The organism is Rahnella sp. R3(2024) (assembly GCF_042920125.1).
GTDB lineage: Bacteria > Pseudomonadota > Gammaproteobacteria > Enterobacterales > Enterobacteriaceae > Rahnella > Rahnella rivi.
In genome coordinates this window covers 50,848-73,725 of the sequence record NZ_JBHGBU010000002.1, presented here as the reverse complement: position 1 = coordinate 73,725, position 22,878 = coordinate 50,848, and the positions used below count along the sequence as shown (strand labels likewise).

The 22,878-nt window shown below is 48.1% G+C and carries 24 protein-coding genes and 2 pseudogenes; 6 read left to right on the top strand and 20 right to left on the bottom strand.

Translation table 11 applies throughout. From position 1 onward, the window contains the following. Positions 1-213: 213 nt before the first annotated feature. The 4 genes from ABSH60_RS20845 to ABSH60_RS20830 form a co-directional block, all read right to left on the bottom strand. Positions 214-762: a hypothetical protein gene (locus ABSH60_RS20845; RefSeq protein WP_390975921.1), complete on the bottom strand. Its 549-nt coding sequence runs from the start codon at positions 760-762 to the stop codon at positions 214-216. A gap of 457 nt (positions 763-1,219) precedes the next feature. Beyond that, positions 1,220-1,762 carry a DUF3916 domain-containing protein gene (locus ABSH60_RS20840; protein WP_390975920.1) on the bottom strand — a complete coding sequence of 181 codons (543 nt, stop codon included), beginning with the start codon at positions 1,760-1,762 and terminating at the stop codon, positions 1,220-1,222. 217 nt (positions 1,763-1,979) lie between these two features. Further along, on the bottom strand, positions 1,980-3,014 hold the full coding sequence (locus ABSH60_RS20835) for an LD-carboxypeptidase (protein WP_390975919.1): 1,035 nt from the start codon (positions 3,012-3,014) through the stop codon (positions 1,980-1,982). A 446-nt stretch (positions 3,015-3,460) separates the two neighbouring features. After that, complete coding sequence (locus ABSH60_RS20830; RefSeq protein ID WP_390975918.1) at positions 3,461-3,958, bottom strand: hypothetical protein; 498 nt, start codon at positions 3,956-3,958, stop codon at positions 3,461-3,463. 192 nt (positions 3,959-4,150) lie between these two features. Between ABSH60_RS20830 and ABSH60_RS20825 the strand changes: the two genes are divergently transcribed. After that, positions 4,151-4,597 carry a hypothetical protein gene (locus ABSH60_RS20825; protein ID WP_056775032.1) on the top strand — a complete coding sequence of 149 codons (447 nt, stop codon included), beginning with the start codon at positions 4,151-4,153 and terminating at the stop codon, positions 4,595-4,597. A 237-nt stretch (positions 4,598-4,834) separates the two neighbouring features. Here the strand turns inward: ABSH60_RS20825 and ABSH60_RS20820 are convergent, their stop codons facing one another. Beyond that, positions 4,835-5,263 (bottom strand): N-acetyltransferase, encoded by a 429-nt coding sequence (locus tag ABSH60_RS20820; RefSeq protein ID WP_056775028.1) that lies wholly within the window; start codon positions 5,261-5,263, stop codon positions 4,835-4,837. A gap of 681 nt (positions 5,264-5,944) precedes the next feature. On the opposite strand from ABSH60_RS20820, the gene ABSH60_RS20815 reads away from it, so the two are divergent. Then, positions 5,945-6,181 (top strand): hypothetical protein, encoded by a 237-nt coding sequence (locus tag ABSH60_RS20815; RefSeq protein WP_390975917.1) that lies wholly within the window; start codon positions 5,945-5,947, stop codon positions 6,179-6,181. 139 nt (positions 6,182-6,320) lie between these two features. Here the strand turns inward: ABSH60_RS20815 and ABSH60_RS20810 are convergent, their stop codons facing one another. Continuing rightward, entirely contained in the window at positions 6,321-7,343 is a 1,023-nt protein-coding gene (locus tag ABSH60_RS20810; protein WP_390975916.1) for a cupin domain-containing protein, read from the bottom strand. 63 nt (positions 7,344-7,406) lie between these two features. Here ABSH60_RS20810 and ABSH60_RS20805 point away from each other — a divergent pair, with 63 nt between their 5' ends. Beyond that, a complete protein-coding gene (locus tag ABSH60_RS20805; protein ID WP_390975915.1) occupies positions 7,407-8,609 on the top strand; it encodes an MFS transporter in 1,203 nt (400 codons plus the stop codon). 305 nt (positions 8,610-8,914) lie between these two features. Here ABSH60_RS20805 and ABSH60_RS20800 read toward each other — a convergent pair whose 3' ends face one another. The 10 genes and pseudogenes from ABSH60_RS20800 to ABSH60_RS20755 all read right to left on the bottom strand — a co-directional run bounded on the left by ABSH60_RS20800 (position 8,915) and on the right by ABSH60_RS20755 (position 16,551). Further along, positions 8,915-9,718: a carboxymuconolactone decarboxylase family protein gene (locus tag ABSH60_RS20800; RefSeq protein WP_390975914.1), complete on the bottom strand. Its 804-nt coding sequence runs from the start codon at positions 9,716-9,718 to the stop codon at positions 8,915-8,917. A 15-nt stretch (positions 9,719-9,733) separates the two neighbouring features. Next, positions 9,734-10,444, bottom strand: a complete 711-nt coding sequence (locus ABSH60_RS20795; RefSeq protein WP_217204420.1) for a putative quinol monooxygenase — start codon at positions 10,442-10,444, stop codon at positions 9,734-9,736. A gap of 34 nt (positions 10,445-10,478) precedes the next feature. Next, positions 10,479-11,075, bottom strand: a complete 597-nt coding sequence (locus ABSH60_RS20790; RefSeq protein ID WP_156361981.1) for an NAD(P)H-dependent oxidoreductase — start codon at positions 11,073-11,075, stop codon at positions 10,479-10,481. Positions 11,076-11,111: 36 nt separating this feature from the next. Then, the gene (locus ABSH60_RS20785) at positions 11,112-11,489 is read right to left on the bottom strand and encodes a DUF1330 domain-containing protein (protein WP_217204317.1); all 378 of its coding nucleotides are present in this window, start codon (positions 11,487-11,489) and stop codon (positions 11,112-11,114) included. 38 nt (positions 11,490-11,527) lie between these two features. Further along, a complete protein-coding gene (locus ABSH60_RS20780; protein ID WP_217204316.1) occupies positions 11,528-12,547 on the bottom strand; it encodes an aldo/keto reductase in 1,020 nt (339 codons plus the stop codon). Between the two features lie 18 nt (positions 12,548-12,565). Then, positions 12,566-13,123 (bottom strand): NAD(P)H-dependent oxidoreductase, encoded by a 558-nt coding sequence (locus ABSH60_RS20775; RefSeq protein ID WP_217204315.1) that lies wholly within the window; start codon positions 13,121-13,123, stop codon positions 12,566-12,568. Between the two features lie 151 nt (positions 13,124-13,274). Beyond that, the gene (locus ABSH60_RS20770; RefSeq protein WP_390975912.1) at positions 13,275-14,309 is read right to left on the bottom strand and encodes an amidohydrolase family protein; all 1,035 of its coding nucleotides are present in this window, start codon (positions 14,307-14,309) and stop codon (positions 13,275-13,277) included. A gap of 102 nt (positions 14,310-14,411) precedes the next feature. Continuing rightward, positions 14,412-15,359: an aldo/keto reductase gene (locus tag ABSH60_RS20765; protein ID WP_390975910.1), complete on the bottom strand. Its 948-nt coding sequence runs from the start codon at positions 15,357-15,359 to the stop codon at positions 14,412-14,414. Between the two features lie 191 nt (positions 15,360-15,550). Continuing rightward, positions 15,551-16,234 (bottom strand): annotated as a pseudogene (locus ABSH60_RS20760) (type 1 glutamine amidotransferase domain-containing protein); the annotation flags it as partial. Between the two features lie 8 nt (positions 16,235-16,242). Beyond that, a complete protein-coding gene (locus ABSH60_RS20755; RefSeq protein WP_056774970.1) occupies positions 16,243-16,551 on the bottom strand; it encodes a hypothetical protein in 309 nt (102 codons plus the stop codon). Positions 16,552-16,690: 139 nt separating this feature from the next. On the opposite strand from ABSH60_RS20755, the gene ABSH60_RS20750 reads away from it, so the two are divergent. Then, positions 16,691-17,590 carry a LysR family transcriptional regulator gene (locus tag ABSH60_RS20750; RefSeq protein WP_056774967.1) on the top strand — a complete coding sequence of 300 codons (900 nt, stop codon included), beginning with the start codon at positions 16,691-16,693 and terminating at the stop codon, positions 17,588-17,590. An 82-nt stretch (positions 17,591-17,672) separates the two neighbouring features. Beyond that, positions 17,673-18,275: pseudogene (locus ABSH60_RS20745) on the top strand (site-specific integrase). 51 nt (positions 18,276-18,326) lie between these two features. On the opposite strand, the gene ABSH60_RS20740 reads toward ABSH60_RS20745, so the two are convergent. Next, positions 18,327-18,923, bottom strand: a complete 597-nt coding sequence (locus ABSH60_RS20740) for a helix-turn-helix domain-containing protein (RefSeq protein WP_217204311.1) — start codon at positions 18,921-18,923, stop codon at positions 18,327-18,329. 43 nt (positions 18,924-18,966) lie between these two features. On the opposite strand from ABSH60_RS20740, the gene ABSH60_RS20735 reads away from it, so the two are divergent. Then, positions 18,967-19,659, top strand: coding sequence for a B3/4 domain-containing protein (locus ABSH60_RS20735; RefSeq protein WP_217204310.1), 693 nt, complete (start codon positions 18,967-18,969; stop codon positions 19,657-19,659). 274 nt (positions 19,660-19,933) lie between these two features. On the opposite strand, the gene ABSH60_RS20730 is transcribed toward ABSH60_RS20735, so the two are convergent. From ABSH60_RS20730 to ABSH60_RS20720, 3 genes are all read right to left on the bottom strand, one after another. Beyond that, on the bottom strand, positions 19,934-20,479 hold the full coding sequence (locus tag ABSH60_RS20730) for an isochorismatase family protein (protein WP_390975907.1): 546 nt from the start codon (positions 20,477-20,479) through the stop codon (positions 19,934-19,936). Between the two features lie 451 nt (positions 20,480-20,930). After that, positions 20,931-21,368 (bottom strand): VOC family protein, encoded by a 438-nt coding sequence (locus ABSH60_RS20725; RefSeq protein ID WP_390975905.1) that lies wholly within the window; start codon positions 21,366-21,368, stop codon positions 20,931-20,933. 693 nt (positions 21,369-22,061) lie between these two features. Continuing rightward, the gene (locus tag ABSH60_RS20720; RefSeq protein ID WP_390975903.1) at positions 22,062-22,691 is read right to left on the bottom strand and encodes a Vat family streptogramin A O-acetyltransferase; all 630 of its coding nucleotides are present in this window, start codon (positions 22,689-22,691) and stop codon (positions 22,062-22,064) included. Positions 22,692-22,878 lie beyond the last annotated feature (187 nt).

Sequence of the window (22,878 nt, the reverse complement as noted above, 5' to 3'; positions counted from 1 at the left end):
AGTGCTTTCTGAATTCGGAAACGCTTGCCAATCAGAGTTACTATTTGATGTCAGGGTTACATTCATCATTATTGTCGCATACGAGCGGAATAGACGATGTAAACTGATCATCACCGTTATCGGGTCAAGAATAAAGGGGCTTACCTCACATCAGAAGAAAAACGGAGTTGAGGAGATTGTAGCTAAGAGTATTCCCTCAGCTACATGAATAACTTATTTCACCAGAATAGTAGTAATATGTTTTATTCGTGATGAAGGTATTGGGCCATTGATATGCAGTTCATCGACAGAACAGTATAGATTCTCAATGGCTTCTCTTGCGAAAAGCCTGGCCTGATCTCTCGGAAACTCAACGAGTGCCCTTTGCAGAGTAAACTCAGCGATATTTTCAATTAACGCATCAGAGTTAATATTTTTATTTTCAACGAATGAAAATGTCGGCATCCCTTTTGTATTAATTTCATAAAGATGCTGGATTTTTTCCCGTCCTACATACTGATTAATGTCTAAAAATTTTTTCGCCCCTTCTTTGGAACGCGAAGCAAATACGTTCTGTTCCCCAAAAACGCGAATCTCTTCAGTTTCACGACTCAGTGTACCAGCAAATCCATTCTTTTTGATTTCATCAGGTGATCGGGAATCGTAGCGATAGGCCAGTTTATTATTGATAGAAATGTAAGCGCCAGTGTAATTAAAATTGCCTGTGGTCCTTTCAAAACTATTTTTTGGAGTCGCTACTAAAGATTTAAATCGATTAAACATATCCATGTCCTGAGAATTAAAAATGAAATTTTAACACGGTGATGTTATACACGTAAAGTAGCCACCGCTCTAAGCTAATGTTGTCAGATGGAAAATTGTTAATAAAATAACTTCCAAAAATCATTCCAGATACCTTATTGCCATGTTGTTGTTACATCGCGGTGAATTAATCACTCGTTATCTCGCTTTTCGTCACTTAATGCGACAGCCAAACCGCAGCTAATCTTGCGGTTGCAAAGAAGATTGCTTTAAACACCGATATAAAATTGTTTGGTTGCGACGCTCTTCATGTAGCCCAGAGAAAATATGTGGTTATCAGTCAGGAATGAACGTTTGTTCCTCGCTCTTTGCGGACCTGTGCAAGTTACCTTCAGGGGTGTGCCAATAGCAGACGTTGAAAATCAGTAACACTGATAACGTTTTAATTAGTTGATCACTAGATAATTTATTAAAAACATCATATTACTTGACCATAATACCAGCGTTCTCCAGTAAACCATTCTTCGCGGTCCTCACTCCCATAGTATTCGAATGCGATACCCAACTCTTGCACATTCTCAGGTAGAATGAGCCCCCACTCAGCTGCAAGGCTGCGATCTTTGATCAACGCATAAGCATCATTATCAGAACGCCTTTGTGTTATGAAGCTTTGGTAATAGTCTTCTGAACGATACAGACAGACTTCGCTCGTAAACATATCGGGAAGACAAATAACAGTGGTAATCCGGGGGTTATAGTACATATCCGCAGTTGCGGCAATGAGATTCGAACATGCATTAATTAAAGCTTGCGCGCAAGAAGCTTTGGTTTTAACCGTACTATATTTACCCTGAATAAGATTGATCGCCACAGGAATTTTAAAATTCCAGTAATGTTCATCTTCAGAAAAAATAGCACGTTCCGGGTTGCAAAATGTACCAGCCCAACGGTTAAGAGCATTTATGCGCCTGGGAATATTTCTGACTTTGCTTCGATTATCTCTGTTAAGTCGTCTGCTCATGAGTTTTTTCTAATGATCCTTTCAAACGGTTCGCGTTGTAATGCTCTAAGGGCATCAGCTATCATAAGGTGTTCAACCTATCGTTGCATCCTCTAATTGGTGCTCCTTTAGCGATTGAGATGCTATATGTCCGCTGCTCACTCATGGCGGGCCATTCACGCACGTAATTCTGCTGCGTGGGGGAAGCGGACATCGTTCTTTGAATGTGTGCTAACCATCAGGAGACATATCTGCTTAAGTATTCCTCTTTTATTACGACGCTGCGATTGTCAAAGTTTATGCTCAATAATACGCCAAGCGGCAGAGTTAACATAGGATGTGTATGGCAGCAATCAAAGCCGTCCACTATGGGTAAAGACCTGCCGCCCAATACTTCCTGTAGAATATCAAAAGGCTGCCGCTCACTTCCTGCATTATCAAAAAGCTCATGTTTTCCTAAAATAATAGCACTGACCTTGTCAAATATACCGTTTATTTTTAGCATTGAAAATGAGCGCTCAACTGTAGCAATATCTTTTAGGCTATCTTCTAGAAATAATATATCGCCGGGCTTTACTTCAGGCATCCATTTGCTGCCCATAATTCCTGAAAGTGTGTTGAGGTTACCCCCTATTACTCGTCCTTCAACACTCCCGGTTCCCAAAAAACGGCACTTGTTCTCATAAAGTATCTTGTCCCTCACTTTCTCAATGCTGTCCCAATTCAGTCGCTCATCCGTCCATTCTTTTGGCAAAGTGTAACAATAGGGGACGTTAAAAGGCTCCATTAGTATTTCGCTAAATGAATGATATGTCTCGTCCACTAATGGAGAGAATTCACCAAAAGAAGCAACGAGTGCTGGCCCATAAAATGTAACCAATCCTGTTCTGGCATAAATTCCTGCTAGTAGAGCAGTAGCGTCAGAGTAACCAATGATTATTTTGGGATCCTGAATAAGGGTGTGGTAGTCAATATATGGTAAAAGTGAGTTGCTGTTGCTTCCACCAATGGTGGACATAATGCAACGTACTTCAGGGTCGCGAATAAGAGCATTGAGCTCATCAGCACGTTCTTTAATGGTACCTGAACGATAAAAGTCTGACTGGCCTGTCAGGTTACCTGCTTTAAGGTGAAATCCTTTATTCACAAGAAAGGATTTTGCGCGATTAAACCGGTTGGGTGCCGTCACTGTAACGGGAGAGGACGGGGAAAAAAAACCAATCGTATCACCAGTTTTTAAAGGTGGAGCCAGCAGAGTCTGCTTTATAGACATATATTTTCATCCTTAAATTATGGCTTTTTGATCATTCTAAGATCAGAGAGCCTAAAGAGAAAAATCTTAATAATGTTGACGTGAATTGTTCAGGCCATACTCTGTAACACAGATATTTATTGCAAGACAATCGTTTAAAATAAAATAAAGATATCTTATATGTATGTAAAGAAGGCGGATAAAATCAGCATGTTAGCTTTTGTTGGACATGTTGATAGTTGATTACAATGCCAAGTGGTTAGCACAGAACAAATGCGAGCTTCCGCTCCTCGCTCAAAGCGGACCCTTTACACCCGCATGTCTGCTTGGTGCCTGAAGCGGACATCACCAGTATTAAGAATCTGGTCACTCCAAATCTGACTCTTAACCGTCCAGAAGAATAGGGCATCTTCATTAGAAGTTTTCTGGAATTTGTCGAGATAAATGAGGGTGCTTCGCCGTACTCGCTACTCCGGCTGCTTTTTTCGGTTCCATCCAAAAGTGTCGGCGCAGGGTGATAACCATTGACGGATTTTGGAATTGCACCACAGCGCCTCGGGTTCGAGCAAGCGCGCTCCAAAATTGGCATGCCGCAGGAAGCGCACATCCAGGCATTGCTCCAGTTGTCCAGCCAGCAGGGGAAAATCCATGAGGCTGTATAGTCGGGGCCATTTGATCAATTTTCGGTAGCGCAGTTGCTCCGACTCGATGCGCAAGTCATCATTTGGGCGCCACTGAATGTTGAACATCTTGTCATGACGCGACAGGTCGACCAACCAGTTCCCGTTAGATGGGATGCGCAAATCCAGTTTCAGGCTTTCAGGCCGCAACTTGTTGCGCTTGTAAAACCAGTGCTCAGGCGGTTCGTTGGTTAGGTCGACGGAACACCCGCTATATGACACCTCGGCAACACCGAACCTTGCAAACCATTCGGCGACGTCGGGGTGGGTAGAATGGTCGAACATATTTTGCATGCTCCTTAAAAAGCGTCATATAGCACAATAGCTTATCGCTCATAGCAGCCCAATAAAATCCTTTTGGGCTGCTGAATGCCAGGAGCGGAATTTCATGCCATTATTTAAATGTTCTGGTAGCGGATTCAGTTAAAATTAACAAATTGCCGTTGAAAGGCGCAGAGCAACCAACTAGGTGTTTTCATGAAGAAAGGTCAGCCCAGATTGATAATGGATCCCTACGAGTGGCTACCAGGATATGGTGAGTCAAGGGTATCGTTCCACTCCGTTGGACTAGATGTAATACTCGATATTGATTATGAAAAAGAGATTTTAGTTGATAACGAAGAGGTGGTACTGGCTTTAAGGCGGGAAATTACATTCAACTATGTGCGATGTTTCATCCGGGGGCCGTTCCCTGGAGGCTCTCTTTTTGAGTTAGATAGTGTTCCAAGTGAGTTTAAGCTTGGTAAGTTGACGGAGTTTGCAGATTCAGAGTGGCTGAGAGACAACTTGAAAACGTGGAGTCTTGTGTCGAGTCATGAATCGCCGAAGTTCAGACATTTCAGCATTCAGTTTTTATCAGAAAATGTTGCCTTTGATGTACTTGCTGTAGATGTGTTTTTATCCGATGAGCTGCCGGTCCGTTGATTTTTTTCTGATATGAAATCAACGGGAATCGCTTCAGTTTGACCCTATCCTCGATATCAATGACACTGTTTGGACTGTAAAGTGAGCACTTTAACCGACAGCCTTTATCCTGAGGTTGCTATAAGCGAAAAAGGACGTTTATTTTGTAGCAAATAATACTTAAGATTCTAGATGACCTGTTGGGATTCATTTTTCTTTGAACTCACCGTTCGTATATTAGCCAAAATTCAATATGTCCTATAATGATTTTTTCATAAAAATACGGCTTATTCCTTCCGGTTTACTGTCAATACGCCCAAACTCTTCCCAGCCATACTTTTTATAAAAATGAGGAGCCTGAAAGCTAATTGTATAGAGAAACGCAGCAGAGCAGCCTCTTTTTCGCCCTTCATCTTCAAAGCGATGGAGGATGTCTGAACCTATCCCCATTTTTCGCAACTCTGGTGGAAGATAAAAAAGATCAATAAACAGGAGTCCCAGTGAAGACCGCCCTTGCATTCCGCCAAGGACCTTACCCGTGCTGGTTGATTTTACTAAGACAGAAAGGGGTTTACGATCGTTTATACCCGTCATAAGATCGTTAAATTCATTTAGCCCTTCTTCAATTGGCAGCAATTTCGCTGCATCTGAATCTTCACATACCTCAAGACTGATTTCTTCCGCCATTCCCTATACCCTTTCAAAAGTGATAGACCCAATGCTTATGTCGTTAGTGAGATTAGCGCGGACAGCTCGGATTTGCCATCTGCCAGCCTTTTAAGCTTGGCTTTAAAATTGGTTGTAGCCCAAGGCAGTAACGTCTGCTATTGGCTCTAACAGTCGAAGCCCTTTAGGCAACTCAGTGCCAAAGGAGGATATTGCTCTCTCGGAACATTATGTGTTGATCACTGGGGAGCAGGTCGTTTTCTATAAGGTCTATGCGTTTTCTGAATGCTAATTGGTCGAACCGAAACAGGTGATCATTTTCGGTTGAGGCGTGAATGTCTGAAACCTGCGCTATCAGCATATAGACCTCATACGATTATTGTGTGGTGAACAAGATCGTGATTCATGGTCATGAATCCGGTTCAAATTTCATGTTTTTCACCACTATGGCAACAATGGACAGATTAGTTAGGATCAGTAATTCAAAAGTTATGGTGAATCAGGCTGGCTACAAAGGCGGTAGGGAATTCACAATGAATCGCAAAGTTCAATTCCCACTGCTCAGAGCCAATGTTAGCAGGGATGCGTAAGGTCCGCTTCTCGTTCACAGCGGACCTGTGCAAGTTATCTTCTGGGGTATGTTTTACGTTTTATTGCGCTCGAACAGAGGCCCCATTAATAGGGAAATGGAAAATTAAATTTATGGCTAAGATCCAATACAATCTAACCCGTGGAAGCGATGTCATCCGTGATGGTATGTACCTCGAACTTTCTGAGGCTGGAACATCCCCGCTCCGGCAAATTGCTGAAGTCTTCTATTCCGATGTCACTCATGAGTTCTCTTTTTCTTGCTACGAAGGATGCATCCCTCTGGAAGAGATTGAAAAGCTCATTCATGCAGCTAAAAAATTGCTTCCGCCAGCAAAGCAGGAATTTTGATGGGTCTGAATGTCTGCTCCGTGCCAAAAGCGAACATTAAGAAAATTACGATACCTTGAGTGTTAAAAGCCGTTTCCGCTCAGTTTTTAATGTTGAGAGCAGCCTCATACAGTGAGTCCAATAAATATAAAGACAACATTCACTCATTTATTGTATTAACGCCTCGCGCTGGTCGCTGACGCATAGCGCCCGGCGGATATCCATTGATGCGCTTAAAAGCTCTGCTAAACGCTGCCTGTGAGGCATAGCCGAGGCGAAGAGCAACAGTCTCAATTGAGATCTTTTCGTGAATAATCCAGTGACTTGCGATGCGCATTCGCACCTCCCTTGCATAGCGCTGAGGAGGTATGCCGATGATTGATTTAAAGCGTTCAGCAAAAACAGAACGTGACACATGCGACTGGGCAGCAAGCTCGGCAACAGACCACTCCCGACCCGTATCGCGATGAATGGCCAGAATTGCACGGGCGAGTCGTGGATCACGTAACGCAGCGATCAGGCCAGCGGCGTTCTCACTGCCGTTTTCGATCCATCCTCGCACAATCATGGCAGCCGCCACTTCTGCGAGGCGTGCCAGAATGCCCGCGAAGCCAGCGCGTCCGGAACAGATTTCAAATTTCATCGCGCCCAGAATGGGAACCAGCCCCGGATAGATCTGTTCATTTGCCTCAACCACTATGGCTTGCGGCATCAGTTTACCAAGACCCTGCATTCCACCGAGATCGAACTCCATACAGCCATAAAATAGAACCGTGCTGGGTGTCGGATGCGAACTCGGGCAAGTATTGATTCCGCTGACGGCTTCACCTAAGGGAGCAGAGCCTAAGGTGTCGATATGTTGAAATGAACAGCTGACATCCGATACAAGCTGATGATCCTCACCCTGCGGCATGAATACCATGCTTCCGGCTTTCAGTTCGTGCAACGTACCGTCGTTTGTGCGAAGCAGAGCAGTACCCACAGCGATGTAATGAAAATAGGCATGTCCCGGTCTGTTGCTAAAACCGACGCCAAACTCAGAGCCAGTCTGTAAACGGCGATACTGCACACCACGCAGCCGCATTTCCAGCAGCAGTTCACTGATGAGTTCGGATGACAGGGCGAAATGTTTATTCACAGGCATAATCGGCGTTTCGGGTAAAAAATCAGGATGTGGCATCATAGATCGTCCAGCTGCTCAACTCTAGACTTGGTGTTGTCATTTTTTCCCCAAGAAGAGTGTGTTATGAGAAATGAAGCAACTGTAGCTGTATCCGCGAGTTTGAAGAGTGCGGAACCCAAAGAGTCCGCATGGATGGCCGTTATTTCACTGACTATGGGCGTGTTTGGCTTGCTGACTGCAGAATATCTTCCTGCCAGCCTGTTGACACCCATGGCTGCCGATCTCGGTGTGACCGAAGCTCTTGCTGGTCAGGCTGTGACGGTAACCGCTGTGGTGGCCCTGTTTGCTGGTCTGATGGTTCCCCGCCTGACGCGTAATTATGATCGCCGAAATGTTTTGCTTAGTTTTACCGTGCTGATGATTGCCTCCAACCTGCTTGTCGCACTTTCATCCAGTCTGGCTGTTCTGTTAGTCATGCGCATTTTGCTGGGCATCGCGCTGGGAGGCTTCTGGAGTCTGGCTGCTGCCGTAGCTATGCGGCTGGTCCCAGCTAAAAGCGTCCCGCGTGCTCTCTCCGTTATTTTTAGCGGTATTGCTGTCGGTACCGTAGTTTCGATCCCGCTGGGGAGCTATTTAGGGGGGCTTTATGGCTGGCGTAGTGCTTTTATCGCTGCAACCGCAGTAGGCGTGCTGACACTGCTCTTTCAGCTGTTTACCCTTCCTGGAATGGCTCCGCGTAAAATGATGATAACGGCTTCTGTCATGGATTTACTCCGCCGTCCAGGCATTGCGATGGGAATGACGGGGTGTGTGATTGCCCATACGGGTCAGTATGCACTGTTTACCTATATTCGTCCGGCTCTGGAAAATATTGCCCAACTGGATGTGGATCGTTTGTCTTTGATACTGCTTGGGTTTGGCATCGCTAATTTTATTGGCACGCTGCTGGCCGGGTGGATGATGGAGAGAAGCCTGCGTCTTACCCTGATACTCATGCCAGCGCTTGTTGGTTTAGCGGCATTAAGCATGATTTTGCTGCCACTAGAGGAAAAAGGATTGATGTTGTTCGTCGCGTTATGGGGGATGGCATTTGGTGGTGTACCCGTTGCGTGGTCAAACTGGGTAGCGCGATCCGTTCCCGATCAGGCTGAAACTGCTGGCGGCATGGTAGTCGCAGCAGTTCAGTCCTCAATTGCTGCGGGTGCTGCGTTGGGAGGATTACTCTTTGGTTTCAGCGGCGTAACAGGTGTTTTCATTACCGCTGGTTGCATAATGTTTTTTGCCACACTCGTTATTGGACTAAAGGTGAGGGTCGCGCTGACCTGACCCGTTCCCGTATAACAACGTTTCAAATGAAGGCCAGCTGAACCACGTGGCTGGCCTGAAAAAAAAAGCGAGATTTCCTATCCTCTTTCCGCTCTATTTTTGTTGCCCGCTCCTCGCTCAAAGCGGACCATTTATGCCCGCATGTCTGCTTTGTGCCAGAAGCGGACGTTGCTCACATTACGGTGAGATAACCATCTCCGGGCAGGTTAAGGTGTATTACGTAGTGATAGCCACGATTTTCTGTATGAAGAAGCAGAGAAAAAGATATGGAAGGAACCACTAAAAGCGGGTCCTTCCTGAACATTTTATTTTTTGCTGAATGACCGATTACGTAATACCTCACCCACAACCGGCGCTGCGGTAAATGCATTTGGCCAGCCAGCGTAGAACGCGGCCTGGGTAACGACTTCACCCGCCTCTTCGGCTGAAAGTCCATTATCCATAGCTCTATTAAGGTGATAGCCAATCTGCGCGCTCTGTCCGGATGCGATTAATGCGCTGACCGTAATCAGGCTTCTGTCGCGGGGGTTCAGCGCGGGTCTTTGCCAGAGATCCAGGAACAGTGGGTCAGCAGTGAATTTAACCAGGCCTGGAGATATTGGGCCCACATTATTTCCCACTGTTTCTGAACGCTGTTTTTCTGCTTCCTGGTTGAGGGGGAGCAGATCCGGAGAAGCTTCAGGAAGTGCATCTGCCGTGACGCCACGAGATGCAAAAACCGCTTTGGTCACGCTGACGGCTGACATTGCATTTGGCCAACCTGAGTAGAACGCCAGATGGGTAATGATTTCTGACACTTCCGCTGGCGTCACGCCATTATCAAGGGCAATGTCTATATAGTGTTTGAGGTCGCCAAGCTGGTTTCTGGCAATCAGCATGGCGACGGTCACCATACTACGGTCCCTGGGCGAGAGGGCATCGCGTGTCCACAGATCTTCAGTAATAGCTTCGCGACCAAAGCGTGCCAGAGCCGGTGAGACAGAACGAATATCAGCTTCCGAAATCGCTGAAGGTTCAATTTTCATCATAGCTTTACCTCTTGTTTCCTCAGCATTAGCAAAATCAGAAATAACAAGCGACATGGCCGCCGCTGCAATTACGCTTTTCATGTTAATCCTCACTGGTCAACGGTGCGGATCCTGTTTGATTCCGCCTTTGTTACGAAGAAATACCGGTTTTACCGGGATAGCGTTCTTACTGGCGCTCATATGCGCCGTTTGCCTGAGATAGTCCCGGAAGTGTGGCGTTTGTCGGTGCAGTTGATACGCTTCCTCACTGGCGTAAATCTCATAGAAATACCAGCGGTTCGGAGTGTGTGAGTCTGTAGCGGCATACATGGCTAACACGCCTTTCTCTACTTTGAGCGACTCCGCCATTTCAGGCAGGACGATGTTTTTAAATTCGGTCTGAAATTCAGGCTTAACTTCGACGATCACCAGATTATTGATGGTCCGCTCGTCCGGTATGATGTGTTTGTCCCCCAGAAACTGTGGCTCCAGGGTGATTTTCTTTTTCCGATCGATAATGTCAGGTGCACGAGCAGCGAATGCCTTGTACGGGTCGGCATTCAGATGTTTGCGGTAAGCACCCTCGTTTTCATAGAGTTCGACCATGAATGCCTGACGTGGATTGTCGCTGCGTTGCAGGGCGTACATCGCCAGCGTACCTTCTTCATGTTCAACCGAAGCGGAAATCGTTTGTCTGGCCACGTCATCAAAATCCCTGTCCCGGGCGGGTCTGACGCCAAGCTCGAAGATATTCATCACGGGCTTATCCTGCGTGTCCGGTTTTGTTGCAAAGACAGGGCTGCTTACTAGCAGGCAAATTAAAAGCATAAGGCTCTTTTTCACGATGATCCTTTTACTGACATTACTGTTTAAGACGTTCAATCAACTGGTGTTGGTAGGAGGGAAGCCGATCGCTACTCGCGCTCTCAAAGACCAGGGGAGGAAGCCACGTCATACCGGCGTGCAGGGCGCTGGCCTTCATCGGTAAAAACACATCCGCAAGGGATACCCCGATCCTGCCGTCCGGCCCGTAAGTGGAGCTTCCCCCCGCAGCCGTACTGACAACAAACATCTCCTTTCCCTGCCACAGACCGGGGCCGACACTTCCCCAGGTTTCATTCAACCAGGCTTTCATCATCGGCGTAATATTGAACCAGTGTGTTGGGAAGATAAAAACGACACGACGGTTCTCACGCATCATTTTTCGCTCCGCGTCGCCATTAATCCGACGTGTGTCATAGCCATACAACGTCTCAAGGTTGCGAACCGTCACGCCTTCCAGACTCTCAGCGGCTTCCTGCAGCCCTTTTGTCAGAACTGAGCGTTCCGGATAAGGGTGAGAGACGATAACGAGCGTTTTAATGTCGGTCTTTTCACGGCTATGTGCATGACTAACGGGCATGAGGAAAATAAATGCAAACAAAAATAATGCTGCTGCTCTGCGCTGACGTAACACCATCATAAAACCTCCTTTGTTTTAACTGGACTGTAAGCGCTATGGTGTAACAGGGGCCAGTTCCGGTAATCCTTCTACGATATAGGTTCGCGAATTGCCGGCACGGTGACGGATAGGGATGATCTTCTGGTACGCTGCCGAGTGATACCAGTCCTGGGCATTTTTGAGACTCTCAAACTTAATAACAACCAGTCGGCCCTGTGCTCCGAACCCTTCTTTAACATCGGGTTCACCTCCTCTGACGATGAAGTGCCCACCAAATGGCCTGAAGGTTGATTCGACCTGAGCGCTGTACGGTTTGATAGCTTCACGATCGGTCACCTGAAACTCTGCGATGTAATAAGCAGGTGTTGCCGCCACTGCTGAAGCGAGCCCAGAGATGATGAAAAGAAAGGCTACAGCTGTTTTAAAAAACATGCTCCCTCCTGATTACATTTAATGAAGGTGAATAAGGGCTACCGCGTCCAGACCTGCTTAACGTCTTTCGTTTGCGGCGTGTTTTGCGCCATAATCCCCGTCAGAACATGCGGCTGGTAGGCTTCTTCCAGAAACTGGATTTCCTCCGGGCTCAGTTGAAGATTTACTGCATTTACCGCGCCATCGACGTGATCTTTTTTTGTGGCCCCTACGACAGGTGACGTGACTTTTGTCAGCAGCCAGGCGAGAGATATTTCCGTCATGGACACCTGATGCCTTTCGGCAAGTTCGGCTACACGCTCAATAATGATCCGATCCTGTTCAGCCGTGCTGTCATATTTTCCACGCGCATAGTTATCCTCCGTGGCTCGCAGAGTGTGGCCTTCTTTACGGGAGAGACGGCCGCTGGCCAGCGCGCTATAGGGAGTCATTGCGATATTATCTTCAGCGCACAGACCGAAGAGCTCTCGTTCATCTTCACGCATAATCAGGTTGTAGTGGCTCTGTACGGAAACAAAGGACGTCAGCCCTTCGCGCTCGGCAAGGGCGTTCGCCTTCGCCAGCTGCCAGGCATAGCAATTTGAAATACCAATAGCGCGCACTTTGCCCGCAGTAACGGCGGTATGCAGCGCTTCAAGCACGTCAATAACAGGCGTGTTGTAATCCCAGATGTGGTAGATGTAGAGGTCTATGTAGTCCATCCCCAGATTCTGTAGGCTCTGGTCTAGCGATCGGGCTATTGCCTCTTTTCCGCTGATCCCTCCGGCAATTTGCGCGGTGGTTCGTGGCAGAAACTTGGTGGCCAGCACGACTTCATCGCGTTTCGCCATCTCCCGTAGCGCCCGGCCAACGTACCGCTCGCTGGAGCCGTTCTGATAGGCGATGGCGGTATCATAAAAGTTGATACCCTTTTCGAGGCCGTAATGAATGATGTCGCGGCTTGCTGTTTCGCCCAGCGTCCAGCGATGCTGGCCCGTCAACGGATCGCCAAACCCCATACATCCCATGCAGATGCGGGAGACCAGTAAGTCACTTTTACCGAGCCGGGTATACTGCATCGTTATTCTCCCTCTGGATTATTCACGAACGGTATTGAGCAGATAGACAAGCCTTGAAGCGTGTTCCCGGGCAAGCGTTTTTTGCTGTGCGATTTTGTCAGCATCCCGGTCGGCATAGCTGATACCGCAGGTATAAACCGGCGCCAGCAACTTAAGATTGCACAGCCTTGCCGTGGTTTCGAACGGAATAAGATACTCTTCAATGGCATGGCCAAAGAAACCGTCAGCGGTATAGAGCGCCAGTGGCGCCCCTGTAGTGAAGGAGAGGATCAGCTTTTTGCCACCCAGTTTTGCCGTTGAGCCATGCGCGAAGCCGTGGACAAAGACCTCGTCCAGCCATTGTTTCATTAACCCGGGCAGCCCATACCAGGAAAAAGGGAACTGCCAGACAATCACATCGGCCCTGAGCAGGCTTTCTTGCTCCGCAGCGATATTGAATTTGCCGTTCGGATAGAGCCTGTCCAGACGACGAATCTCAGCATCGGGAAGAGCGGTCGCCACTTCATCAAGGATAGTGGCGTTTGCTACGGAACAAGTAAGTTCAGGATGACCTGAAACAACAAGGATATTTTTCATTTCAATTAGTTAAACATTATTTGTGAATATTTAACCCATTATAGAGTGACAACATTATTTTTTTTAGAACAGTAAAGGCTCATTCACTTTTAGGCAAAAACTAATAATGGTCGATTGTTCTCATTGTGTTCAGTCATCATGAACCAGTGAACTAAGCCGTGATGCCAAGTAAACGCTCTGTGTTGCGAAACGCGATGGCCTCTTTTTCAGCCTTGTTGACGGGGAGACTTTCGATAAATGTTTTTACACCGTCCAGGGTCTGATAGGGATAATCAACGGAGAACAGGATCCTTTCTGCCCCCATTAATTCGTAGATAAACTTGAAGTGCGGCAGTGTCAGCATACCTGACGGGGTAACGTAAACGTGTTCCTGGAAGGTTCTCGTTAGCGTTCGTGACAGACCCGTTGCAGCCAGTGGAAGACTGTCGTCAAGACGCTGTAGCCAAAATGGTAGCATCTCCCCCCAGTGGCCACTGATTACCTGCAGCTGGGGATATTTATCAAATGCGCCCGATAACATCAGCCTCAATAAATGGATCCCCGCTTCATGATGCCAGCCCCAGCCAAACATAGAGAGCCTGGCGTTGACCTCTGCGCTGAAGCCAGTGAAATAGGCCTGTTGTACGCTTTTTAACGGTAATCCGGGATGAAGATAGAGTGGCACATTCAGTTTATTAAAGCGGGAAAGCAGGGAGTCATAATCAGGATGATCGAGAAAGCATGAAGAGGGTCTGCCACTCAGAAGTGCCCCTTTAAACCCCAATTCTTCAACTGTGCGGACAAGCTCTTTTTCGGCCTCTTTCGGCTGTGCCCAGGGAAGTGTGGCAAATGCCGCGAAGCGTTCCGGGTGATTTCTTACCGCTCCGGCAAGGCGTTCGTTTGCCGCCGTGTTTAATGTTACCGCTTCATCCTCGGGTGCCAGTTGGGGGAATCCTCCCACAGAGAGGATCTGCATGGTAATTCCAGCCTCATCCATATCTCTGAGACGACGGCTTCCCAAATCAACGCCTTTCTGGTTTATCCGCGAATTCTTTTCTATCTGCGGCCGGCTTCGGTCCGGATTATGACCATCAGTGACGGTTTTCCCCCAGTCGCCAAGGAAAGGCGCCTGCTCAAGCGCAACAGGCATACACGCTCGCCCTAACTCGCTGTCGAGATAATGTTCTTCGAGGCAAATGATTTTCATATTCTCACCATTCATACAAAGCAGTAAAAGTGATGCAGATTAGGATTACCCGGAACAGCCCATATGTGAGTGTCATTCATGACAGTCTGTCCCGGACGGGGTTTACACCATCGGTTTTTCCCAGGCGCCACGTGTATCCACTCTGGTCTCTGTGGCGAGTTGTTCCAGCAGGATGATTTCATCATCGCGTAACTGGATGTCTGAAGCGCTGGCGGCGTCCAGAACGTGATGGACTTTAGTCGCACCGATGAGTGGAAGGGTACCTTTCGCAATAGCCCATGCGATGGCTATCTGCGCAACGCTGGCATTCCTCTCGGCTCCCATTTTTTTCATGGCGGCGGTTAATCTCTCTATCTGCGGCAGCACTGCGTTATAACTTTCTGCCCGGCCACTCCCGGCAGGCATGGGATGATTTGAATCATAACGACCACTGAGCGCGCCTTGCTCCAGGACCATGTAAGCAAAGAACGTGATATTATTTTGTCGGCAATACTCAAGGATCCCAGCCTCTTCAGAAGCGCGATAGAGCAGGCTGTAATGATTCTGTACTGCACTGATGGAATTACCGGAGGCGTTAAGGATCTCGTTGGCTCGTCTGATTTGTGCCAGATTATGGTTGGAAACACCGACGCGTTTTACCTTACCGCTTTGTAAGAGCGGGATCAGTCCAAGCGTCCATTTCTCGACGTCGAGGGGATTATGGATCCAGTAGATATCAATCGCTTCCACGCCCAGGCGTCCGAGGCTGGCCTCAAGCATATCGCTGACAGGCTGCGCTGACTGTTCGTCCGCAATCTGCGGCGTGAATTTGGTGGATAAAATCATATACTCGCGGGAGAACTGACGGACTAATGCTCCCAGCGCTGCCTCGGAACTCCCCATGCCATATACTGCTGCGGTATCCCAGAGATTGAGGCCCTTACTCATGGCCGTGGTGAACACTTCTGCCATCTGAGTATCAGAAAGATGATTGCCGAAGACGGTGTCGCCACCGGCAAAGCCTGTGCCCCAGGACCATGTGCCCAGCGCGACGGGAGGAAATGTTTTCATATTCAGCTCCTGAAAAAAAGCCGGATCGTTGCTAACTTAAACCGGCCAAAGAGGGTGAGTAACGGTGAAAGGCAGATGAATGAATTAAGTTGGCTGGCGGAGGGCATTTAACAGCGCCACACCTACACCGTGCGCTGAAGCGGGATTTTGCCCCGTGATAAGGCGTCCGTCGGTAACCACATTTTCAGACCAGTTCGGTGCTTCATGATGAAGTGCGCCACACCTACACCGTGCGCTGAAGCGGGATTTTGCCCCGTGATAAGGCGTCCGTCGGTAACCACATTTTCAGACCAGTTCGGTGCTTCATGATGAAGTGCGCCATGCTCGCGGAGTGCAGTTTCAAGCAGGAAGGGAACCACATCTGTGGTGTGAACTTCTTCCTCTTCCTTGTTGGTAAAGGCCGCCACGTTTTTGCCTTTCACCAGGTATTCGCCGCTACTGAGCTTTGCGTCAACCAGTGCCGCAGGCCCGTGGCAGACGGCTGAGATAATCCCATCACTTTCATACACTTCGCGGATAATACGCTGGGCATCCTGGCTATCGCGAAAATCCCACATGGTTCCATGCCCGCCCGCAAAGAAAACGGCGCTGTAATCGGTACCGTTCAGCTCGGATAACGCAGGCGTTGTAGCCAGGCGCTGCTGAAAATCGGTTTCGTTCCAGAACCATGAGTTGACAGGGTCACTGAGGTCAAATCCATCCACCGGCGGCTGTCCCCCGCGAATGCTGGCTATCGTCGTTTTTAGTCCGGCATCTTCCAGTACTTTCAGCGGATGCGTAAGCTCGGCCAGGAAAAAACCGGTTGGTACACCGGATGCGCCTTTAATCGGATGGCTGGAAACGACACACAGCACGGGTTTATCTGCAGGTTTCATATCGGGCCTCACTCTTTATTTTTAAATTCAGCGGCGAAGAGATTTTCCCAGTTAATAAAGGAGCCAAGCGGGATGCACTCGAAGCTTAATAAACCTGCTTTTGCCAGCGGGAATTCAGCCATTACGTTCATCGCTTCCTCGACAGAGTCACATTCAAGAAAAATAGCAACACCAGGTCTATCCTGACGGAAGTAGATGTCGCGGATGAAGCCTGATTTATACAACCCCCAGGCGTGCAGCGCTTCAGCGTTAAGGTGTGGAGCATATTTTTCCAGCGATGCTCCAGGTGCGGGGATATCCAGACATAAAATTCGCATCATAGTCTCCTGAATTCAGGTCGTTGTAGAAAGAGATTAAAGTATAAGAGGCATATTTCAGGAAGATTAGAGGGGCATTGACTTAAGCATCTTTAGACTGTACTTAATAATCAGGCGGAGATTGCTAAAGGAACACATTATGAATAACGCCCTGTATAACCAGATACGCATCTTTCAGAGCATTGCACGTGAGGGCAATATTTCGGCAGCCGCAAGAAAACTGGAAATTACGCCTCCCTCCGTAAGTAATGCCCTAAAGCTGCTGGAAGAGCATATTGGCCATCCGCTTTTTGTGCGTACGACCCGCCGTATTGAGCTGACGGAAACCGGGCAGCTGTTGCTGGAACAGACCACTGCGGCGGTGGAGTCGCTGGAAAGTTCGCTTGAAAGCATACGCGACCAGAATCAGGAGCCCTCTGGTATCGTGCGAATCACGCTCTCGCGTTTTGCCTATCTGTTAATTCTTAAGCCTGTAATGGCGAGATTCTGTCAGCAATATCCGGGTATACAGCTGGAAATATCGCTTTACGACGGTACCGTTAATATTATTGAAGAGCGTTTTGATCTTGGGATCCGTTTTGGCGATATCCTCGAAGGTGGGGTGGTGGCTCGACCGTTAATGAAACCCTTTCGTGAAGGGTTATATGCATCCTCAGCATATATCAGCGAGCATGGAATGCCTGAGGTGCCGTCAGACCTCAGTCAACATAAGCTGATTGGGTACCGTTTTATCACCAACAACCGCATCCTTCCGTTGATCCTGAACGATCGCGGAGAGCAGTTGACGGTTGAGATGCCCGGGCAGTTAATCAGTAACGATATTGACGTTATGGCTGACGGGATCCGTAACGGGATGGGAATTGGACGTTTGTTTGAACCCATCTGGCAGTTACAGCCCGACAGGGAGCTCTTTATACCCGTGATGGAGAGCTACTGGAAAACCTACCCGCCAGTGTATCTCTATTACCCCAAAAACGCGGGTAAAACGAAAAGAATGAAGGTCCTGATTGATTTTTTGATAGCCACTTCAATGGGGTGACTCACAGGCTTACCCTGACGTCCGCCTCTCGCTCTTGAGGGACAACCATACTCAAATCTCCCACACTGCTGGAGATTTGAGTATGAACACGTCACCGTGGAACAAAGACCGTATCATCGGCCAAAAAAGACCGCTTCAGATATCTCATATCTAAGGGATCCGAATCAGACTTGAACTGGAGGGGAAAACGCGCGATCTGGCCCTGTTCAACATGGCTTTGGACAGTAAGCTACGTGGCTGTGATCTAGTTAAACTCAAAGTATCAGATGTTGCATATGGCAGTTCTGTTTCAAGCAGAGCGACGGTGTTGCAACAGAAGACCGGTAGCCCAGTGCAATTTGAGTTAACTAAAGGGACAAGAGAAGCTGTTGCCGCATTGATAAAGCTTGGCAATCTGCACAGTAAAGACTACTTATTCAAATCCCGGGTCGGTTCTTGCCAACATATATCAACCCGGCAATACAACCGAATTTTTCATGGGTGGGTAGCAAAGCTTGGTCTCGAAGATTCGCTGTACAGCACACATTCCATTAGAAGAACAAAACCTTACCTGATCTACAAGAAAACCAAGAATCTTCGTGTGATACAACTCCTGCTAGGTCATAAGAAACTGGAAAGCACAGTCCGATATTTGGGCATTGAAGTCGATGATGCGTTAGAGATCTCTGAGTCGATTGAAGTTTAAGATTGTCGGGGCTGCAACAGCAGCCCTGTGCCAGAAGCGGACACTGAATTTTCAGCGGCCTTTCTCGTTCACCGTCATGGTAAACACGGCCACGCCAGCGTCGTTGTTCATGTAGGCATGCGGCGCATCCGTTCTCGCAACGGCTGCACTTCCCTGGTTAATCACGTAAGTAGTGTCGCCGACGACGAGTGTCAGGATCCCTTTTGCGACATGGAGCAGTTCGCTGGTGCCTTCTGGATGTCCGGGAGATTCAAAGTTTTCCCCTGGGTAAAGCGTCCACTCCCAAAGTTCGACCATGTCCGGTCCGCTGGTACCGGCCAGCAATCGCGCACTGCCACCCTTTTCTCCTTTCCAGAGCACCGGGATATCACGAGAATCAATAAGATGAACGGCGGGCTTACCGGCGACATTAACAAAATCGGCCACCGATACGTTCATAGCAGACGCCAGGCGGCAGAGTAGTGCAATGCTGGGGTTGGCCCTACATCCTTCTATCTCTACCAGCATTCCCTTACTAACGCCTGAACGGCGGGAAAGCTCATCAAGCGACATTTTTTTCTGGCTGCGGTAGAGCTTTACGTGCGCGGAAACGGCCTTGTTTACCCTGGCTGCATCGGCGTCGGTCGTTATGTTGACTTTTTTGGTCATCGGTCATTATCATGTAATAAATCAGTCATTACAGGATTATCATATGCCAGCCGTGTCAACGTCAATCAGCTCCGAAATTTACCGCATCGCACCAGGATTTCGTGCACTTAGTATCAGCGTGGAAGCTACACCCGTGGCTGATGAACGGGTTGGAGAAGTCGCGCTGCGGGAAGCCTGCGAGTCAGTTCAGGCAGGGCAGCCTGCCTGGGCAGAGGCGCACCTGAACGCATGGGCGGAGGTATTTCGCGCCTTTGGGGCAAAACCAAAACGAACACCCTGTTCAGCGGAAGCTTTGCGCAAGCGGGTTCTTAAAGATGGCACGATGGCCTCTCTCGATCCGGTGGTCGATCTGTATAACGCCGTCAGCATCCGATATGCCGTTCCGGTTGGCGGAGAAAACGTTGCGGCATACACAGGAAGGCCACGGCTGGTGGTTGCAGAAGGTACAGAAATCTTTGACACCATGAAGGACGGCCAGCCGGGAAGCGAGTCACCGGACGCGGGTGAAGTTATCTGGCGTGATGATACTGGCGTAACTTGCCGCCGGTGGAACTGGCGACAGGGCATTCGGACACGCCTGAGCGTGGCAGATAGCAGAATGTGGTTCATCCTTGAGAGTCTGCCGCAAATGCCGCTGGAAGATCTGCATGCTGCCGGCAGGATGCTGACTGATGGCCTGGAAAAAATGATGCCGGGTGCGCATTGTCATACTGTTCTCATCAGCGAGCAGCTCTGAAATCGCCAGAACTGATTTGCGTGCCTGACTGGTTTTTGAAGTCTGTCTGACTCCGCAAGTTGGGAATAGAATTCATGTAGTTAAAGGGTAACAGGAGAGCGCTGAGGTGCTCTTTTCCATTTGCACGCTCCAACTTTGTTCACCATTTCAGATTACAAGTCACGACGTCCGCTTTTCGCTCTTAGCTGCTGTACGAGTTCCTCTAGTGGACAGCACTGTGCCAGGAGCGGACTTCAAACACCTTAGCCGCCCTGAGGGCGGCTCTCAGTCCAACTCATTTCTCAGAGTGAAAGGCCCAGTCAGCTGCTGTCGCGAGCGACACAAACGGGCCAGCTAGTGTGACGTTATGGTGGCTGATGATTTCATTTGCGGACAGGTAATTGTTATCCATTGTCGTGTGCGCATCTGAAATCAGCACGGTACTGAATCCCAGTTCCGGTGCTGCGCGGCAGGTAGTGTCCACACAGAATTCTGTTTTCATCCCGGCGATAACCAGTTCCTTAATGCCTCGCTGGCTGAGCTGATGCTGCAGGTTCGTACCCCGGAAACAGTTGGGGTGCTTTTTGATAAACACGACATCGTGCTCAGCGTACACATTCATTTCGGGTATCAGTTGCGTCAACGGACTTTGCTCAGAGAAGTGAGAATCATCAGGTCCGGTGTGGCGGGCAAAAAATACGGGCACCTTAGCCTGCCTCGCTTTTTCAATCAGCAAGCAGATGTTAGACAGAACCCTGTCTGCAAAATACGGTGAGGCGGGGCCACGGAAAAGTCCCTGCTGCATATCGATAACTAAAAGCGCATTTTCAGATGAAATCATGATGTATCTCCATTCAGTAAGTCATGAACGGAGAAATTTTCTTCCCCGTCCGGTTTGGCGGGGAGTCAGAGTCTGTTTTGTCAGGAGCCAGTCACAGATACGCCCACGCCGCCGAAAGTTCCGGTGGTGGTAACGGTTGTCGCTGTATGAACTGACTTAATCATTTTCTGACTTTCTCTTATGGGTTGGGTATCGGGAACAGGAAACACAACGAATCGTAAAAAACTTCTCTTTTGTTTTAGCACTGAGATTTACCGGATTCAACAAAATTGTTACCTGAATGTTGCCGAGCTTTGTTGGCACCCCCGACCCGCAAAGGAAAGCAATTTGGCTTCCGCTTTTCGCTGTCAGCAGACCTTCAGCGTCAGGTGTTTGTCTGCTGTGTGCCATAAGCGGACTTTGCAAACATCACTGTTTTATTAAGAAGGTAACGGGTCATAACATGTGGACTTCATTGACTGCGTTCCATCAACTCAAGCGTCTGACCATCGGGGCTTTGTAAATATATTACTCTGGTTCCCTGCATGGGTCCTGACAAGACTGTCTGAGGTTTACCCGGCGTCTTCCAGCCGTAGTCCGATACTTTGCTCAAGAGCGTATCAAGATCCTCTACATTAAACGCAAGGTGAGCGTAGCCAGGGATGTAGGGTGCTGAAGGCTCTTCTGGCTGTTCAATGTTATTGTATTGCAGTAATTCAATTTTAATACCAGCCAGTTCAAGCAAAGCCATTCGTACATCAGCTCCCCTTGCGCCTGTCACTTCATCAATAATAGGTCCAGACATTTTCCCTTCGCGTAATAACTCCCCTCCAAGAATATGAGTCCAGAAAAATAATGAGTCTTCAATATTTTTAACTGAAAAACCGACGTGATTAACACTTAAGATCATGAGATTACCTGCTGGGTTTTGAAAATTTAGCATCCAACTTTCTAAAATACCTGTTTTATTTCTTCACGATAAGTGCGATGGGATTTTTTCAGGAAAAAAAGCACAATTAAGTGCGGTCTGAAAAATATATTTACGATTCATTCACAGCGACAGCTGTACAGGTTACCTGCTCCCTGTTGATAAATACGCGACTGCGTTACAAGCCTGTATCTATTGTAGGAAAACTGCAATGTCCGCTCCTCGCTCACAGCCGACATTTTCCATGGTTAGTGCCAGAAGCGGACATCACCAGTATTAAGACTCTGGTCACTCCAAATCTGACTCTTAACCGTCCAGGAAAATAGGGCATCTTCATTAGAAGTTTTCTGGAATTTGTCGAGATAAATGAGGGTGCTTCGCCGTACTCGCTACTCCGGCTGCATTTTTCTGTTCCATCCAAAAGTGTCGGCGCAGGGCGCTAACCATTGACGGATTTTGGAATTGCACGACAGCGCCTCGGGTTCGAGCAAGCGCGCTCCGAAATTGGCATGCCGCAGGAAGCGCATATCCAGGCATTGCTCAAGTTGCCCAGCCAGCAGGGGAAAATCCATGAGGCTGTATAGTCGGGGCCATTTGATCAATTTTCGGTAGCGCAGTTGCTCCGACTCGATGCGCAAGTCATCATTTTGATATGGAAAGGCCAAACGGCAAAATCTATTCATCGAGCAATGCTTTAATATTAGCGGACGTTATTGCCGTAAGTTTTCGTGTAATTTGTTCTACAGGCCAGTCCCACCACGCCAATTTTTCCAGAGCTAGAATAATATCATCAGTAAAACGTTTCTTAATTACTCTTGCGGGATTGCCGCCCACAACTGTATATGGAGGGACATCTGAAGTAACCACGGAACGCGTTGAAATTATAGCTCCATTGCCGATCTTAACGCCTGGCATAATCATCGCCTGATAACCTATCCATACATCATTACCAATCACCGTATCACCTTTGTAGGGTAAATCACCGGGTTGAGGCATGCTTTTTTCCCATCCGTTTCCGAAGATATAAAACGGAAAAGTAGAGAAGCCACCAATTTTGTGATTAGCCCCATTCATAATGAACTGAACACCTTTTGCTATCGCGCAAAACTTACCGATGATCAGCTTGTCACCAATAAACGGAAAGTGATAGAGAACATTACGCTCGAAGTTTTGCGTGTCCTCTGGGTCATCATAATAAGTAAAATCACCGATAATGATGTTGGGATTTTTCACGGTGTTTTTGATGAAACAAACCTGTGGAAAACCCTGCATTGGATGTGTATCAGCGGGATCCGGTCCGTACATAATTTCTCCCAAAAAGTCGTTATATTGCTTTAACGTAAATATAGCATGAAGCCAGTAACCCTTTAAGCGTAGGCATAATGTCCCCTTTACGCGCATAGCTGCCGGTTAGATACCGCAGACACGGGGTGAACAGCTCAGGCATGTATTAAAAGTTCTGGTTAAAGATTTTTTTGTGAGGGCGGTCAGC